This is a genomic window from Sodalis ligni (genome assembly GCF_016865525.2).
In the GTDB taxonomy this organism is placed as follows: Bacteria; Pseudomonadota; Gammaproteobacteria; order Enterobacterales; family Enterobacteriaceae; genus Acerihabitans; species Acerihabitans ligni.
Genome location: NZ_CP075169.1, coordinates 1,528,464 through 1,545,541, shown reverse-complemented (window position 1 = coordinate 1,545,541; position 17,078 = coordinate 1,528,464). Strand labels below are relative to the sequence as shown.

General features: G+C 60.0%; 17 protein-coding genes. 3 read left to right on the top strand and 14 right to left on the bottom strand.

Annotated elements, in window-relative coordinates; translation table 11 throughout:
• Nucleotides 1-7: 7 nt before the first annotated feature.
• The 3 genes from GTU79_RS07225 to GTU79_RS07215 all read left to right on the top strand — a co-directional run bounded on the left by GTU79_RS07225 (nt 8) and on the right by GTU79_RS07215 (nt 4,924).
• On the top strand, nt 8-1,171 hold the full coding sequence (locus GTU79_RS07225; RefSeq protein WP_203522347.1) for an efflux RND transporter periplasmic adaptor subunit: 1,164 nt from the start codon (nt 8-10) through the stop codon (nt 1,169-1,171).
• A gap of 11 nt (nt 1,172-1,182) precedes the next feature.
• Complete coding sequence (locus GTU79_RS07220) at nt 1,183-4,275, top strand: efflux RND transporter permease subunit (protein ID WP_203522348.1); 3,093 nt, start codon at nt 1,183-1,185, stop codon at nt 4,273-4,275.
• Nucleotides 4,276-4,732: 457 nt separating this feature from the next.
• Nucleotides 4,733-4,924, top strand: a complete 192-nt coding sequence (locus tag GTU79_RS07215) for a GhoT/OrtT family toxin (protein ID WP_338091463.1) — start codon at nt 4,733-4,735, stop codon at nt 4,922-4,924.
• Nucleotides 4,925-5,051: 127 nt separating this feature from the next.
• Here the strand turns inward: GTU79_RS07215 and GTU79_RS07210 are convergent, their stop codons facing one another.
• The 14 genes from GTU79_RS07210 to GTU79_RS07145 are packed head-to-tail and all read right to left on the bottom strand — an operon-like array spanning nt 5,052 to nt 17,068.
• A complete protein-coding gene (locus GTU79_RS07210) occupies nt 5,052-6,284 on the bottom strand; it encodes a beta-ketoacyl-ACP synthase (protein WP_203522349.1) in 1,233 nt (410 codons plus the stop codon).
• Nucleotides 6,281-7,012, bottom strand: coding sequence for a 3-ketoacyl-ACP reductase FabG2 (locus GTU79_RS07205; RefSeq protein ID WP_203522350.1), 732 nt, complete (start codon nt 7,010-7,012; stop codon nt 6,281-6,283). Before GTU79_RS07205 ends, GTU79_RS07210 begins: the two co-directional genes overlap by 4 nt.
• A complete protein-coding gene (locus GTU79_RS07200) occupies nt 7,012-7,485 on the bottom strand; it encodes a hotdog family protein (RefSeq protein WP_203522351.1) in 474 nt (157 codons plus the stop codon). Before GTU79_RS07200 ends, GTU79_RS07205 begins: the two co-directional genes overlap by 1 nt.
• On the bottom strand, nt 7,478-8,635 hold the full coding sequence (locus GTU79_RS07195; RefSeq protein ID WP_203522352.1) for a beta-ketoacyl-[acyl-carrier-protein] synthase family protein: 1,158 nt from the start codon (nt 8,633-8,635) through the stop codon (nt 7,478-7,480). The genes GTU79_RS07200 and GTU79_RS07195 overlap by 8 nt, the downstream gene beginning before the upstream one ends.
• A gap of 1 nt (nt 8,636) precedes the next feature.
• The gene (locus GTU79_RS07190; RefSeq protein WP_203522353.1) at nt 8,637-9,209 is read right to left on the bottom strand and encodes a DUF3261 domain-containing protein; all 573 of its coding nucleotides are present in this window, start codon (nt 9,207-9,209) and stop codon (nt 8,637-8,639) included.
• Between the two features lie 5 nt (nt 9,210-9,214).
• Nucleotides 9,215-11,527, bottom strand: a complete 2,313-nt coding sequence (locus tag GTU79_RS07185; RefSeq protein ID WP_203522354.1) for an MMPL family transporter — start codon at nt 11,525-11,527, stop codon at nt 9,215-9,217.
• Complete coding sequence (locus tag GTU79_RS07180) at nt 11,499-12,095, bottom strand: LolA family protein (protein ID WP_413726897.1); 597 nt, start codon at nt 12,093-12,095, stop codon at nt 11,499-11,501. Before GTU79_RS07180 ends, GTU79_RS07185 begins: the two co-directional genes overlap by 29 nt.
• A gap of 2 nt (nt 12,096-12,097) precedes the next feature.
• Nucleotides 12,098-12,523, bottom strand: coding sequence for an acyl-CoA thioesterase (locus GTU79_RS07175; protein WP_132922869.1), 426 nt, complete (start codon nt 12,521-12,523; stop codon nt 12,098-12,100).
• Nucleotides 12,524-12,525: 2 nt separating this feature from the next.
• Nucleotides 12,526-14,229, bottom strand: a complete 1,704-nt coding sequence (locus GTU79_RS07170) for a glycosyltransferase family 2 protein (protein WP_203522356.1) — start codon at nt 14,227-14,229, stop codon at nt 12,526-12,528.
• The gene (locus GTU79_RS07165) at nt 14,220-14,570 is read right to left on the bottom strand and encodes a 3-hydroxyacyl-ACP dehydratase FabZ family protein (RefSeq protein WP_203522357.1); all 351 of its coding nucleotides are present in this window, start codon (nt 14,568-14,570) and stop codon (nt 14,220-14,222) included. Before GTU79_RS07165 ends, GTU79_RS07170 begins: the two co-directional genes overlap by 10 nt.
• Nucleotides 14,557-15,942 carry a class I adenylate-forming enzyme family protein gene (locus tag GTU79_RS07160; RefSeq protein ID WP_203522358.1) on the bottom strand — a complete coding sequence of 462 codons (1,386 nt, stop codon included), beginning with the start codon at nt 15,940-15,942 and terminating at the stop codon, nt 14,557-14,559. The genes GTU79_RS07165 and GTU79_RS07160 overlap by 14 nt, the downstream gene beginning before the upstream one ends.
• On the bottom strand, nt 15,939-16,532 hold the full coding sequence (locus tag GTU79_RS07155; protein ID WP_203522359.1) for a COG4648 family protein: 594 nt from the start codon (nt 16,530-16,532) through the stop codon (nt 15,939-15,941). Before GTU79_RS07155 ends, GTU79_RS07160 begins: the two co-directional genes overlap by 4 nt.
• A complete protein-coding gene (locus GTU79_RS07150) occupies nt 16,533-16,781 on the bottom strand; it encodes an acyl carrier protein (protein WP_203522360.1) in 249 nt (82 codons plus the stop codon).
• 20 nt (nt 16,782-16,801) lie between these two features.
• A complete protein-coding gene (locus tag GTU79_RS07145; RefSeq protein WP_132922875.1) occupies nt 16,802-17,068 on the bottom strand; it encodes a phosphopantetheine-binding protein in 267 nt (88 codons plus the stop codon).
• Nucleotides 17,069-17,078: the final 10 nt, after the last annotated feature.

The following is a 17,078-nucleotide window of genomic DNA, read 5'->3' as shown; positions in this document are numbered from 1 at the left end:
CAGGATCATGACATTCAAGAACCGTACCGGCCTGTTGCTCTGTTCCTTACTCTTAGTGACATTAGCAAATGTCTCCTCCCCGTTGTGGGCCGCGCCTTTGCCGGCGGTGACCGTTGCGGTGATCGAGCAGCGGACGCCGCTGCGCTCGCTTTATTATCTCGGGCGGATAGAGGCCATCCAGGCGGTGGATATCACCACACGTACGGAAGGCTTTATCGCCAGGCGTGATTTTAGCGAAGGGCAGATGGTGAAAGCCGGCGACCCGCTGTTTGAAATCGATTCGGCGTTGCACCAGGCCGCCGTGGCTCAGGCGCAGGCGCAGCTCGACAGCGCCAAGGCCACCGCCCGCCTTGCCCAGCTCAACCTGAGCCGCCAGCAGCGCCTTGGGGAACAGCGATCCGTCAGTCGCGCGGACGTGGACGCATCCCAGGCGCAGCGGGATACTTCCGGCGCGGCGGTGGCCCAGGCACAGGCCAATCTGCGCATACAGCGGCTCCAGCTGGGCTTTACGCTGATAGCCGCGCCGATCGCCGGACGCATAGGCCACAGTAATTTCAGCGTCGGCAGCCTGATCAATCCGGCGAGCGGTTCGCTGGCGCATTTGGTCCAGCTCGATCCGATCCGGGTCGCCATCGCCATCAATGAACGGGATTACATCGCCGCGGCAAACCGGAAAGACGCCGATGCCGATGATTTCTCCCACAGCGGCTACACCCCTCATCTGCAGCTGGCTAACGGAATGGATTATCCTGAACCGGGGGTCTTCGAATCGGTGGATAACCGCATCGACAGTCAGACCGGCACGGTTACCGTGCGGGCGCGCTTCGCTAATCCACGCCATCTGCTGCTGCCCGGCGGGGTAGTGAACGTGACGCTCACCGCCGGCCGCGCCGATCCGGTGGTGATGGCGCCCATCGCTGCATTACAGCAAAACCGCGAGGGCTTTTTTGTCCTGTTGGTGGACAAGGAAAACCGGGTGGAAGTCCGGCCGGTGGTCATCGGCGATCAGTTCGAACAGGAGTACCAAATCAAACAGGGACTTGCGGCCGGCGATAGGGTGATTGTCGAAGGCCTGCAGCGGGTCCGGCCCGGTATGGTGGTGGATGCGACGACGGCGGCGACGGCGGCGACGGCAAGCCTGGCGCCGGTTGATCCGGCGGATGGTGACTAGGAGACGTACCGATGCTGCTTTTTTTTATTACGCGTCCCAAATTCGCCATGGTCATCGCAGTGGTAATCACGCTGATTGGCGTGACGGCCCTGAAGGCCATTCCGGTGGAACAGTTTCCGGATATCGCGCCGCCGGTGGTTTCCGTCTCCGCCCTGTATCCCGGCGCCAGCGCCCGGGACGTCGCCGAGGCGGTGGCTTCCCCCATCGAAGCCCAGGTCAACGGCGTCAGTCACATGCTGTATATGGAATCCAACAGCGCCAGCAGCGGCGGGTACCAACTGAACGTGACGTTCGCCAGCGGCACCGATCCGGATATGGCGGCGGTGGAAGTGCAAAACCGGATTTCCCAAATCAGCTCGCAGCTGCCGGCGGAGGTGAATAACAGCGGCGTCTCGGTACGCAAACGTTCTTCCAATATCCTGCTGGGGGTCAACATCTTTTCCCCTAAACAGACGCTGGACACCCTGTTTCTCAGCAACTATTCCAGCCTGCGTTTACGGGATGCCCTGGCCCGTATCGACGGCGTGGGCGACGTGCAAATTTTCGGCGCGCGGGATTACAGCATGCGGGTCTGGCTGGACCCACGCCGGATGGAATCCCTGAACGTCAGCGTACAGGATATTATCCAGTCCTTGCAGCAGCAGAATATCCAGGCCGCGGCCGGCCAAATCGGCTCTCCCCCCAATCCTTCCGCCCAGCAGCAGACCTTGACCATCAGCGGACAGGGCCGTTTGCAGGATGTCCGGCAATTCAGCCAGGTGATTATCCGTACCAATGCCGAGGGGGGGACCGTACGCCTGGGAGACGTGGCCCGAGTGGATCTTGGGGCGCAGAATTACCAGGTGAATTCAACTTTGAATGATACTGATTCTACCTTTTTAGGCGTGTACCCTACGCCGGGTTCCAACGCTCTGGCGGTGGCCGGCGCGGTAAGAACGGAAATGGCCCGTCTCGCCCGCGACTTCCCGGACGACATGGCCTATTCCATTAATTACGACTCCACTGCCGCGGTTACCGCCACCCTTGACGAGATTGTCATCTCGCTGATACTGACCCTGGTGGTGGTCTTGGTCGTGGTCTACCTGTTTTTACAAAGCCTGCGGGCCACCTTTATTGTGGCCCTGACCATCCCGGTTTCCCTGCTGGGCACCTTCGCCGTATTATTCGCATTCGGCTATTCCGCCAATACCCTCAGCCTGTTCGCCATTATCCTGGCGCTGACCGTGGTGGTGGACGATGCCATCGTCGTGGTGGAAAACGTCGAGCGGCTGCTGTCCCAGGATGAAACCCTGACGCCGGCACAGGCCACCGGCAAGGCGCTGGTACAGATAGCCGGCCCGATAATCGCCACTACGCTGGTGCTGATGGCGGTGTTCGTGCCCATAGCCATACTGCCGGGAATTACCGGTTCCCTGTACCGGCAATTCGCCGTTACCCTCTCGTCGGCGGTTATTCTGTCCAGTATTAACGCCCTGACTCTGACTCCCGCGCTGTGCGTCTCGCTGATAAAACGGCGTGAATTGCCCACCAGGGGTTTTTTCGGCGGCTTTAATCGCGGCCTGGACCGGGTACGGGACAAGTATGTCGGCATTACCCTCTCTATCAGTAAACGGGCGGCCACTTCCGTGGTTATTTTGCTGCTGGCGGGTTTCGCCACCGTGTGGGTTTACAGCCGGCTGCCTGCCTCCTTTCTGCCTGAAGAAGATCAGGGCTATTTTTTTGTTAATGTACAATTACCGGACGGGGCGTCGCTGGATCGCACACAGCGGGTTATGGATCGGGTTTACCGGCAGGTGACGGGGAACCCGGCGGTGGCGAATGTAATCAGAATTACCGGCTTCAGCCTGCTCAGCGGCGGGGATGCCACTAATACCGGCTTAATGTTCGTGCTGCTTAAACCCTGGGGACAGCGTCAGCATGTCGATAAGGTACTGGCGGATATCCAGCCGCGCCTGGCCGCCATTCCGGCGGCAATGATCATGGCCTTTAATCCGCCGGCCATCAGCGGCCTGGGCAGCGCTTCCGGTTTTGATCTGCGGATACAGGCGCTGGAAGGACAGTCTCCCCAGGCCTTGGCACAGACGGCCGGCGGAGTCATCCTGGCGGCCAACAGCAATCCATTGTTAAACCGGGTCTTTACCACCTTCAGCGCCGCGGTGCCGGAAATCGGCCTGAGCATTGATCGCGATCGAGCCGCTCTGATGCAAGTGCCCGTCAGCCGCATTTTCGCTACGCTGCAAGCTTCCATGGGCGGGGTGAACGCCGGGGACTTTACCCGCAATAACCGCTTATTTAACGTGCAGCTGCAAAATGATATGAATGACCGGCAGCGGCAGGAGCAGATCGGACAAATCAACGTGCGCAGCGACAGCGGCGTCCTGGTCCGGCTGGCTAATCTGGTGCACCTTACCCCCACCCTTGGGGCGCCCTTTATCAGCAATTTCAATCAGTTTCCTTCGGTGTCGGTGAGCGGTTCCGCCGCCGAAGGAGTTACTTCCGGTCAGGCTATGGGCGTCATGGAGGAGCTGATGCGGCATCAGCTCCCGCCGGGTTACGGTTATGCCTGGAGCGGTATGTCATGGCAGGAGCAGCAAGCCGGCGGCCAAGCTGTAGTGATTTATGCAGCGGCGCTGGTTTTCGCCTATCTGTTTTTGGTGGCGCAATATGAGAGCTGGAGTATCCCGCTGGTGGTGATGCTGTCGGTCATCTTTGCCGTAGCCGGCGCCGTGGCCGGTCTTAAGGCCATGGGTTTCGCCAATGACGTTTATGCGCAGATAGGGCTGGTGCTGCTGATAGGGTTGGCGGCCAAAAACGCCATATTGATTGTCGAGTTTTCGAAAGCCCGGCGCGAAGAGGGGGCAACCATCGCGCAAGCGGCCCGGGACGGCGCTTTTCAGCGTTTTCGCGCCGTTATGATGACCGCTATCTCTTTTATATTTGGCGTTATGCCGCTGGTATTCGCCAGCGGCGCCGGCGCCATGAGCCGCAGAATTATCGGCATAACGGTGTTCGGCGGCATGTTGATGGCCACCGTCGTGGGAATATTAGTCATCCCCGCGCTTTATCTGCATATCCAGCGGCTCAGGGAATGGGTAAAAAAATAGCGCCCGCGCCTTTGGCGGTAATGCAAAGGCGTGGCGTTAACAAGTGATAAGCTATTTTGTATGACAAATACCCCCAACAACACCCTATTGTCAGCTACTCCCCAGCACAACCTACAGACGTTCTAGGGTAGAGCAAGAGCGGTATAAAAGGCAGATGAGATCCGGTCCTTAAATAGAGTGATGCGATCAAAAAAACCGCTATTCTTTACGCGAGCTTACAAATATGAACAGTCAGTCACAACAAGCACACGTGAAATGGCCCATGCTCATCGCAGTTGAGAACGGTAGGAGGTGACTATGTATCTGGATAATCAGGATTTCAATGTCATATCCGCTTTGGCAATCGCCCTTGGCATTATCGGCATATTTTGTATTTTGATAGATTGATGATAAGGCCAAGCCCATAGTTCGGAAGATACCGGACACATAAAATAGCGGGATTGTAGGGCCTATTAAAATGGATATTGAAATGGTCACGGGGTGGGAATATATCAAATTGATCTATTCCCTCGGGGCTGCTGCCGCTGGTTTTTTAACATTCAGGGCCAGTTGCGACCCTTCGATAAAAATTCGTCTACTCTGCTCGGTATTGATAGCCCTCACCTGGCCGCTGAGTTTCCCCATTGTCCTGGCGCTCCTGCTGTTTTAACGCTCCTTTTTTTACCTATAGCCTACAATAAATAGAGCTGGATATAAATCCAGCGTAGAGCTAGTCTGCTTACCCGTCTTGGACGGCGGGTTTTTTGCCGGAAAATGCGTGGGTCTTTTTTATTCCTTTATTCCAGCCAGCGTCGGAAAATCAATGAAGTGTTAATGCCGCCGAACGCAAAATTATTAGACTGGATAAAAGGCGTCTCAAGCAGGCGCGGCTCCCCCATGATGTAATCCAAATCGCCGCAGTCTTTCGCCGGACAGGTCAGATTCAGCGTCGGCGCAAACCATCCTTCACGCATCATCTCTATGCTCATCCAGGCTTCCAGCGCGCCGCAGGCGCCCAGCGTATGGCCGAAAAAACTTTTCAGGGAAGAGATGGGGGTGTGATTGCCGAATACCGCCGCCGTAGCCGTGCTTTCCGCCACATCGCCGCGATCGGTGGCGGTGCCGTGGGCGCTGATATAACCGATATCCGCCGCCCGCAGACCCGCGATACGCAGCGCCCCTTCGATACAGACCTGCATCGTTTCATGCTGCGGCTGGGTAATATGCGCCGCATCGCAGTTGGTGTAAAACCCCACCAGCTCGGCATATATGGTGGCGCCGCGCGCCCGTGCGTGTTCCAGCTCCTCCAGAATCAGCGTGCCCGCTCCTTCTCCTATCACCAGGCCGTCCCGGCGGGCATCGAAAGGCGCAGGGGTGCTTTTAGGCATGTCGTTACGCTGGCTGGTGGCAAACAGCGTATCGAATACCGCCGCTTCAGACGGGCAAAGCTCCTCCGCCCCGCCCGCCACCATGACGGTTTGATAGCCGTGCCGGATGGCTTCCCATGCGTAGCCGATGGCCTGGCTGCCGGAAGTACACGCGCTGGAGGTGGGAATCAAGCGGCCGCGCAGGCCGAAGAACAGGCTGGTATTTACCGCGGCGGTATGGGACATCATCTGCACATAGGTAGTGCCGGTAATATTATTGGTGTGTTTCTCCGTCAGCATGGTGGCGAACTCGCTAACCGGCCCGGTGCTGCCCGTTGACGAACCATAGGCGATGCCGGTTTCGCCATTGGTAAGCACCGGTGAGTCCAGCAGGCCCGCCTGCGCCAGGGCCAATTCGGTGGCCCGGGTGGCCAGCAGCGAAACACGGCCCATGGAGCGGATACGCTTGCGGGTGTAGTGCTCCGGCAGGCGAAAATTGTCGATTGGCGCGCCAAGCAGGGTGTGCAGCCCGTCGTAAATTTCCCATTCCGGCATCTTGCGCACAGCATTCAGACCTGAGCGCAGACCCTCGGACACGCTCTGCCAGGACTCGCCGAAGGCGGTCACTCCGCCCATTCCCGTTACCACGACGCGCCGAATCACAGCATACCTCCGTTGATGGATATCACCTGCCGGGTAACATAGCCGGCTATATCGGACATTAAATAGCTCGCCAATCCCGCGACTTCATCCGGATGCCCCATCCGCTTCATCGGAATCATGTGCATCGCTTCCTCAAGGGCCGCCGCCTCCATCTGGATCATACCGGTATCTATCAGGCCCGGAGCAATGCAATTGACGGTGATTTTACGCTTGGCCAGCTCCACCGCCAGCGCCCTGGTGGCGCCGATGATGCCTGCCTTGGCCGCGCTGTAGTTCACCTGGCCGCGATTGCCCATCAGTCCGGATACCGATGACAAGGTGATGATGCGCCCGCCGCTGCGTAAACCAATCATCGGCATGACGCAAGGCTTGATCACATTATAGAAACTGTCGAGATTGGTATGGATGACCTGGTCCCAGTCTTCGTCGCCCAGGGCCGGGAAAGCGCCGTCGCGGGTGATGCCGGCATTGCTGACAACGCCGTAATAAGCGCCGTGGCGTTCAATGTCCGCCTCGATAGCCGCCCGGCACGCCAGGCGGTCGGCCACATTAAAACCCAGAATGCGCCCCGCGCCGCCGGCCGCTTCTATACGGGCCAGCGTCTCCTCGGCCCCCGGCCTGTCGCGGTGGTAGTGCGCCACCACCAGAAATCCGTCGGCCGCGAGACGCAGCGCAATCGCCTGCCCAATGCCCTTACTGGCCCCGGTCACTAACACTGAACATGACATCAGCTTTTGCCCTGTTGTAGAAGTTGTTGTAATTCATGGTCGTCGGGCTGATAAATATTCAGCCTGCCGCCGGCATACCGTTCGCCGTCCACGAATATGGCTCCCTCGAAGCTGCCGATTTTTTCATCGCGCATCAATAATTGAACCTGTACGTCCAGCACGGCGCCGGCGGGAAAACCGGCGGTTTTGCACTGATATCCCCGCCCGCCCAGCAGCATGCCCGGCCTTGGCGCGGCGTTAAACAGACGGCGGCCATGCCAGCCGGACCAGACGCCGATGGTTTGGGCAAGGATCTCTATGCCGAACCAGGCGGGCAATTGCCCACCGGCGTTCAGGAACGGTCCCAGCACCGTATCGCGGCCGACGCGTACGCGGCAATGGGCGCGATCCTCGTCAATCAACAGCACTTCGTCCAGCAGCACCATGGGCGCACGGTGCGGTAGATAATGCTCGACGGATAAATACTCAGCCATCGGTCCTTCCCAGAATCAGGCAGGCATTATTGCCGCCAAAGGCAAATGAATTGGACAACATAACGGGATGCGCGGGCCGCGCCGGCGCGGTAAGCAAGCCGAACGGCGGCAGGGTATCATCGATGTCGCTTTGTGAAAAATCCTGCGGCGGCAGGGCTGATTCCCGCGTCAGCAGCAGGCAGCAGATTGCCGCCTCGCTGATTCCCGCCGCGCCCAGGGTATGGCCGGTGAGATGTTTGGTGGAACTGCCGGGCACCGCGTCGCCGAAAATGTTATGGATGACCCCGGCCTCTATCCGATCGTTCATTCGCGTCGCCGTACCGTGCAGGTTGATGTAGCCCACATCGCCGGGCCGCAGCCGCGCCTGCTTCAGCGCCATGGCGATCGCTTGAGACGCCCCGACGCCTTCCGGATGGGGAGCAGACATATGATAGGCATCGGATGATTCGCCGACCCCCAGCAGCGCGACGCAGCCGGAATGGCGGCCAATGAGCATCAACGCGGCGCCCTCGCCAATGGTGATGCCGTCGCGTTGGCGGCTGAACGGGCTGCAGCGCCCGGCGGAAAGGGACTCCAGGCTGTCAAAACCGTTCAGCGGCATGCGGCTCAAGGTATCGGCGCCGCCGACGATGGCCGCATCCGCCAGCCCGCACTCAATCACGCGCTGCCCGCTTATCAGCGCGCGAGCGCTGGAGGTGCAGGCGGTGGAAATGGTATAGGCCGGCCCGCTCAACTGCAAAAAACCGGACAGGAAGCGGGAGGGATCCCCCAGCTCTTGCTGGGCATAACGGTAGCTGGACAAATGATTGGCAACATACTTATCCGCCTCATCCAGACCGGAGGTACTGCTTCCCAGGATGACCGCCACGCGATGGGCGCCGAAGCGGGCGATAGCCTCATCCACCTCCGGCCGGATCTGGGCCAGGACGGCCAGCAGCAGCTGATTGTTGCGGCTGCGATGTTCGGCGAAAGCCGGAGGAATGTCCGGGAGGTCCCCCGCCACCCTGCCGGTCCAGCAGGGTTTATCATGCAATAGCCAGCCACGGTCCGGCCTCATGCCTGGGGCAATCCCAGCGGCCAGATTGGCGGCGATGTCGTCCAGATTGTTACCCAGGGCGTTCAGCATGCCCACAGCGGATATAGTGATCATACTAACTATCCAGGTGTTGGATGACGATATGGTAACCAAAAGCGAACTGCTGCACGCTGATGGGCTCGCGTTGATTATGACGGGTCATATAACGAATTTCAGTGACCAGCCTGCCGCCGTCGTCGCGGAGCTGGCGCGTGTCGCCGCTATCCCGCAGCGTCCAGCCGGCCGGCAATTGCCGCCGCCACGTCTCCACCGGCCAATGGCTGAGCATGATATCCAGCAGCACCTGGCTGGCGGGGGGCATCTCCGGCAGCACGATAGACTGCTGGGTATGTATGCCCTGCCCGTCATAGGTCACCAGGAACAGGCGGATCCCGATGGAAGAGAGCCCCGCCAGGGACAGTTGCCGCTCATCGGCGTTCAGCAGCACCAGCAGCGATTGCTGTTTGCCTTTGAAGGTGCCGGTCAGCAGCTGTTGCTCGCTGACGGCGGGGCTGATGCCCGGCGCCGGCAGGGTGACGCGCACGCCGGGTTTAAGCCACGCCTGCGGCCGGCCCTGATCGGGATGGCTTGCACAGCCGGCCAGCACCAGCGCGCACAGCAGAACTATCCGGCGTCTGAACGATGTCATTTCCTTTATCCTTTTGAATCGGGCACAACCAGCGGCGCCAATAGAAATGCGGTAAAAATACCGCTGCACAGCACAATGCCAAAGCTGCTTATCGCCTGGGTGCTGCTGAAAACCAACATGCCCAACGTTAACAGCGTAGTACACATTGCCATGGTCACCGCCAGCAAAGAGGTCATCGCCGTGCCGCGGGGATTGCTGAAAAACAGGGTATAGTTGATGCCGATACCCAGCACCAGCAGCAGCGCCAGCAGGGAAAACAGATTCAGCGGGTGCCCGCTCAATGCCAGCGCCGCCAGTCCGCTCCCCAGGGACAGCAGGGAGGGCACGATGCTGATTAACCCCCGGCGCGGGCCGAGCCGGGCGATATAACTCAGGGCAATCACCGCCACGGCAGCCGCCAGCAGCCAGCCAAGCATCACCCGGTAAAAGCCGAACAGCTCATCAAACGCGCTTTTACGATCGATCCAGGCGACTCCAGGCAGGCTATCCGCCAGGCTGGACAGCGCTTTGCCCTGAACGGCGCCGCTCACCGGCACCAGCACGCCGCTTTCACCGGAGGGCAGCGACAGCCATAACAGGCGCCAGCCTTCACTCAGCGGACTGCCGAGCCAAACCGCCGGCGTCACCGGCATCGGCCGGACATCCGCGTCGGCGACATCCGCCCCGGCCTGCCGCAATCCTTGGATAACCGCAGGGGCCGCGGCGGCGATCAGCTGCGCATCGCGCTGCTGCTGCGCCAGTGATGACAGCGGCAGCGAATGCCAGCTTTTCAGCCAGCCTTCCTGCCGGGCCTGCGCCAAGCGGGGAACAAGGCCCTCCAGCCGTTGCAAGGTTTGTTCAGGGCTGTCGCCGTACACCACAAACCAGGTTTGATCGGCGCTTTGTCCGGTCAGCGCGGTAATCTGGCGCTCTTGCTGCAACAATCCGGCGGGCATGGTCTGCAACTGGGAAATATCGTCGTTAATCTTAAGGCGCGCCCCCCCCGCCAGCGAGAAGACGGCAACCGCCAGCGGCAGGCCGAAACGCACCCAGGGATTGCGGCGCCAGGCCGCCAGCCAGCGTGCCATCAATACCATTGCAGGCAGGGGCCGAACCGGCAATCCCCGCACCAGATAGGGATACCAGCACACCACGGTCAGGCACGAGGCGGTCAACCCCGCCGCCGCGAATACCGCCAGCTGCTGCAGGCCCGGAAAAGGCGCCAGCGCCATGATCAGGTAAGCGGCCGCCGCGGTGGCCAGTGCCGGCAAAAGGGCCGGCAGGACTTTTCTCAGGCTTTCCAGCGGCGGCGCCGAACCGCCGTGCACCATGCGTTCGGTCAGATAATACAGGGTGTAGTCCGCTGAGATCCCGACGATGCTCAGGCTCATGACCAGCGTCATCAGATGCAGTTCGCCGAACAGCCACAGCGTCACCACCGTGCCGGCGAGGGCGCCGATGCCGACCGACAGCCCGCAAAGCCACAGCGGCCGGGGGGATCGGAACAGGGCGAACACCAGCAACAATACGCCGCCGAGGGTGGCCGGACCGAGCCTGGACACGTCATGCCGCGCCTGCTGGCTGGCATAATCGCTAAACAGCACGGTGCCGCGCGTTAATACCTGCGCCCCGGGGAACCGCGTTTTGAGCTCGGTTTTTAATTGGTCCAGATCGGCCACCAGTTGCCGGCCCTGGGCCATATCAAACGAATCGCCGCCAAGTTCGCCATGGAGGAAATACCATACCCGGCCCTGGGCGTCCCTGACCGTCAGCCAGCCTTGGGACAAACCCAATCCACCGGCATTACCCTGCATCGCCAGCTGCGCCCCGCGCACCAGCAGCAGTGGATCGCCGTGCAGTTCCCGGCCGCTGACGCCGGCAAAAGCGGAATAAAGCTGCGCCAGAACCCAATCAGCCTGGGCCGAGCCGCCCTGCGCCAGGCGCGCGCGCGTGGCGCCGTCCACCAGGCCGTTGCGGTGTTCAAAGGCGAATTTTCCCCATGACTGCTGCTGCGCCTCGTCGACGGGACCCGCCAGGTTTTGCAGCAGCGGCAAAGCCCGCAGCCGGTGCAGCCACCAGGCGGCGACGGCGGAATCGCCATTGGCCCCCGGGCTGACCAGCCAGACCATTTGCCGGTCCAGCCGCCGCATGAAACCTTGCTGCAAAGCCGGCGGAATATCCCCCATGGACTGCTTGGGCAACAGGGCCAGCACGCTGCTGTTGATCTGCGCCCGCGGTAGCAGCAGTGCGGCGGCGACCAGCAGGGCGATACAGATGATTCCCCAGGCGACGGCCCCACGGCGGTGCCAGTCAGAATACGAAGCGCTGCTGTTCGTCATCGGTTAACGTCCGTGGTGTTAAGCGCTGATTGCTCAGGGTAATAGTGGTCAGGTCTCCCTGACGATCGTTGAGCTCGATACCTTCCAGGTAGTCGCGTCCGCTAAGGGTGATGGTATGGAAAAGCTTATCCAGCGGTGAGGTTTTCGGCGTCAGCACCAGACGCCACCCCTGTTTGCCCAAATCGGTGAAATCGGTGGTGAAATTCTGCTCCAGCACCTGGCGGTCCGCCTGGAACAGGGCGCGCAGCAGATGATTGAACTGAAACATCTGCGGATTGCTTTCGGCGGTGACTATCTGGGGCGGCTGATTGTTCATCACCTGCACCATACGCTTATCATCCAGCAGCAGGGTCAGGGCAAAGGGACGCGCCTGGTGCCACCACAGCCCTTTATCCCGGGCGATCAGCAATTGACCGCTGGATACCAGTGGTTTTGCCATGCCCGCTATAGCTCGGGATTGGGTGAAATCGGCGCGCACCACCGGTTGAAGACTGAATCGCTGCTGCAACTGGTCCAGAGTCACGCCCTGCACGGCGCAGCTGAACAGCGCCAGGATGGTGATAATCATCTTCAGCACGGCGCGACCCCCAGCCGATCGAACAGGATCCGCGGCGAGACAAAGCTCAGTTCCCGGCTGCCTTCGGCCACCGCCACCTGGATGGTGTAGCCGGTGGTGGTCCGCTGCCCGCTGCGGGCGTCAAAAATCTGGTAGGCGATACGCAGCCGGTTCTCATACTCTTCAATGGCGGCGCGCACCCGGATATGCTGCTCATAGGTAATGGCGGCGCGATATTTGACTCTCAGGTCCACCACCGGCCAGCAGTAGCCGGACGCCTGCATCTCGCGGTAGCCATAGTTGAATTTTTCCAGCAGCGCTTCACGGGCCACTTCAAAAAAACGCATATAGTTGCCGTGCCAGACCACGCCCATCGGATCGCAATCGTGGAAGGAGACAACCAGCTCCACTTCATGACTTAAACGAGGATCGCTTACCACCGTCACTCCTTCTGTTCCGTTGTGCGTTGCTCATCCGGCAGATGCCAGAAATCGAAAAAGTTAAACCAGTCCAGCGGCGCTTTCAGGGCAAAATGCCCCAGGCGAAGGGCATAACGATCCGCCGCTTCTTGCAGCGCCGCCTGCCGGCCGGCGCGGGGCAGCGCAATGGGGTCGGCGAAACGCTCGCAATAGACCCGCAGTTTGCCCTGTTCACGAATGGCGAACATCAGCAGCACCGGGCAGCGCAACGCTGCCGCCAGCACAAAGGGACCCTGGGGAAACGGCGCCATCCGGCCCAGAAAACTGCTCCAGATAACCCGGCGTCCCCCGCCCCGCTGCGGATTTACCGCGGTGCGATCCCCAACGATCGCCACCCATTCGCCGGCGTCCAGTTTTTGTTTCAACAGCATGGCTGTTTCCGGACCGATATTGTTCACCGGCAGCAAATTCACCCCGGTCTGGGGTGCGATTTCCTCCAGCAGCTGTTTAAAACGCCGGGCATGGTCGGTAAACACCAGCGCATTGATCACCACCCCGCTCACCTGCTGGGCCATGGCCCGACACACCTCGAGATCCCCCAGATGCGAGGCCAGGATAAGCTGCCCCCGCTGCATCGAGGCCTCGATGGCATCGCGGGCGCCGGGAGCAAAATCAATATCCCGTCCCCACCGCAGGTCCCCGCGCCAGCTGGCGATTTTATCCAGCATGGCATCGCCAAAACGCAAAAAATGCCGATAGCTGCTTAACGGCGACGGCAATACCGTTCCCTGCGAACGCGCATAGCGGCCGACCTGCAGCAGCCATTCCCGGGATGCACGGCGCTGTACGCCGCCGGTCAGCCAATAAAAGGCGATGACCGGTCTGAGCATCCAATTAAATACGCCTCGTCCCAGCAGCCGATAAATCGCGAGCATAAACCGCATGCCCAGCAATCCCTTGCGCTCATTCATGCCCGACCAGTGCCGCCGGCGCCGTAGCAGAGAGGGAATGCGGGGCAGCATGCCGAAAAACAGCCGGGTATGCATCCAGGAAATCCGCAGGTTGTCCCACAAGGCGTCGAAATGGGATACCCCATTGGCCGGATAGCTGACCCGGGTAGTGATAAAACGGCTTGGCGTACCCCGCCAGTACAGACGTACCATGATCTCCGTATCGAAATCCATATGCTGTCCGACGGCGTGTTTTGCGCTAAGCGCCAGCGTCGGCACGATGGGATATACCCTGAAGCCGCACATGCTGTCCTTGATGGAGAGCGACAGGGTTTCTATCCACACCCAGACATGGGTGACATATCTGCCGTAAAGGCGCGATTTCGGCACCGAGGCATCGTAAAGCGGACGTCCGGAGATCAGGCATTCGGGGTGAAGGCGCGCTTCCGCCAGCAGGCGGGGGATGTCTTCGATACGGTGCTGTCCGTCGGCATCTATCTGCAAGGCATGGCTGTAACCGGCCTCGGCCGCCGTTTTTAACCCGCGGACTACCGCAGCGCCTTTTCCGCTGTTATGGGCCAGGCGCACCAAAGTGATTTCCCGGCTCCCCTGGGCCAGTTGCCCGAGGATCTGCCGGGTCGGCTCACTGCTGCCGTCATCCACAATGATAACCTGCAGGTTGAACGGCGCCAGACGCGCCAGCACATCCGGCATGGTGGCGCCATGATTGTAGCAGGGGATTATCACGCAGAAGGAAAAGCCGCTGTTTATCGACATAAACTGATTTTCCCGCTGCTGGCCATCTGTTCCGTTTCCTCCAGCACAATCGCATAGCTGAAGGCGAGCAGATGTTTTTCCTCCTGCCAGGCCATCTTGAGCCGAAGAATGCTGCCGGGCAGGATCGGGTGCTGGAATTTGATGCTTTCGACGGCGGAAAATAGCCAGCCCGGCGCCAATAGCTCATCGCCATACAGCAAGACCCAGTCCAGCTGCGCCATACCGGGCAGCAGAGGGTAGCCGGGGAAATGCCCCTGAAACCAGAACAGGTCCCCGTCCACCCGCAGGCAAAGTTCAGCCTGCCGGCCATCGACATGCCTGGAAAGTTCAACGGGCCGCATGAAACAGCTCCTGTATTTGCGCCCATGCGCGTTTGCTTTGACTGTTGTGGGGAATGACATCGATGATGCGCCAGAAACGCGGCATGGCTACCGGTTCCAGCCACTGATGCAGCTCATGGCGCCACCGCCGCTTTAGCTGCGGCAAATCGGCGGCCTGGGCCGGGGGGCGCAACACCAACACCACGCCGACACCGCTGCGCCCCGGACGGACAACCTGCAAGGCAACCGCGTCCGCGACTTCCGGCAGCGCCAGCAAGCGCCGCTCAACTTCACTGAGGGAGATGCGTTTATCCTCGATTTTGACGATGCGGTCATGACGGCCGCACAACTGAAAACCGCCGGCGGGATCAAAAGACAGCTTGTCATCCAGCTTAAGTCCTTGCTCCATAGGGATTAATGGCGAGCGCGCCCGCCAGCACTCCCCATCGTCGCAGGTCAGGCTGACGCCGGGGAAAGGCCGCCACGGCGTATGCTCTTCCTGACGACTGCGCCACGCCAGCACGCCGGTTTCAGTACTGCCGTAGATTTCATCCACTGTCTGACTGAACCACCGCCGCGCCGCATCGGCATTCACCCAGGGTAAAGGCCCGCCGGCGGAAACGATCAGCCGGCATCCCGGCGACTGCAGGGACATATCCAGGCGACGCAGAAACGCCGGGCTGCTGATAAAGGCATATCGCCGGTCGGGAGTATGGCAGGCCAGCTGTTCGCTATAAAGCACCTGGCGGCTGTCGAAACTCAGCGCCAGGGCCATAGGCAGACAGACGCGGAAGGTGAGCCCGTATAAATGCTGATGGCTGACCGAGGCAACGAAGTGGCAACCCGACAGACGCGTCCCCCAGAGCCGCGCCAGCCAGCGCGACTCCTCATCGAGGCATTGCACCGGTTTATTCACCTGGCGGGGCTTGCCGGTGGAACCTGAGGTGAACAGCACGAGATAAGCCGTAGGATCGATGCCGGGCAGTCCGTTGGTTAAACCGGCGTCGCTTGGGCCGTCATAGCGTAACCCGGTATCGACGCCGTATCTTTCCACCCCCAGCACCGGACATGACAGAGTCAAATCGGCATCGGTGATGACACCATCAAAATCGTCCGATTGCTCCTGGAGCAGGGATTGACGAATGTGACCCGGGATAACGGGAATTTTGCCGGCATGCAGCGACGCCAGCAAAGCGACGGTAAACAGATAGCTGTCTTCGAAACAGAGCGCCCAGCGCCGCTGGGACAGCGCCAGAAGCCGCCGGCAGAGAGCCTGCACCTGCCCGCGCATCTGCGCCAGGGTGAACTGCTCCTTGCCGTTATCCGCCACGATACGCCGGTCATTTTCACCGGCGAGCCACTCAGCCAAGGCCAGAGGTCGCGGCGTATTCATAAAGCAGCCCGCAAACGCCTGCGTACCCACCACTCGCCGGCCATTAGCGACCCCATCAACAGGTAGCTCAACATGCCGTTCCATACCGTCCACCAATACAAACTCCCAGCCAGGCAGGTCGCCAGCGCAATGCCGCCGTTGATAATGAAAAACAGACACCAGATTTGCGTAACGCGGCGCACGTAGACTATGGCAATTTGGGGAAGATCCGGCTCCCGTAAACGCGCCAGGCGCTCCACCAGGGGCATGGCCGTTAACAGCGAGCCGCCGAACAATACCAGCATAACGGCATTGACCGCCACCGGATACCACAGCAGCAGATGCAGGTCGCGCAACGCCAGGCTGGCGGAGCAAAGCATCACTCCGGCCAGGGCCAAAACCATCGCCGTTTGTCCCATAACGCCTTTTTGACCCCACAGCGTCAGCATCCGCAGCACAAAAATCAGCGCCAGAAGCGGCAGCAGCCAGCGGATATGCGGATGGGTAAAGCTGACCCATACCAGCAGAGGCCATGCCGGCAACATTAACCAGCCCAGGCCGCGCAGTATTGTTTGTACCGTTTTGCCGGCAGAAGCAGTGGCCTGCGCCATTCAGTCAGCGCTCACCAACCGTTCTACCGCATCAACCACATCCTGCACGGTGCGCACGGATTTGAAGGTTTCCGGCGCAATTTTATGGCCGATTCGCTTTTGCAGGTGGACCACCATATCCACGGCATCAATACTGTCCAGTTCGAGATCTTCATAGAGACGCGATTCCGGCTTGATTTGCGCTGCATCAATCTCAAATAGCGTGACCAGCAGTCCGGTTATTTCCTGATAAATTTGTTTTTTGTCCATAATCGACTCGTTATGTATTATCAGGCACTCTTGAGGCGCTGAGCATTGATGAAAACGGCCAGTGTCGCTACGGAGAAAAAGTGCTGACGCATCTCTTCGCTTTCCGCCGACAGCATCACGCCGTAACGGTTTTTGACCGCAAGTCCCAGTTCCAGGGCATCGATGGAGTCTAACCCGAGACCATCCCCAAATAATGGCGCATCGGTTTCGATTTCATCCACACTCATCTCTTCTAAATTAAGCGTGTCGATAATCATTTGTTTTATCTCAAGGGATAATTCTTCCATACCTGTTTCC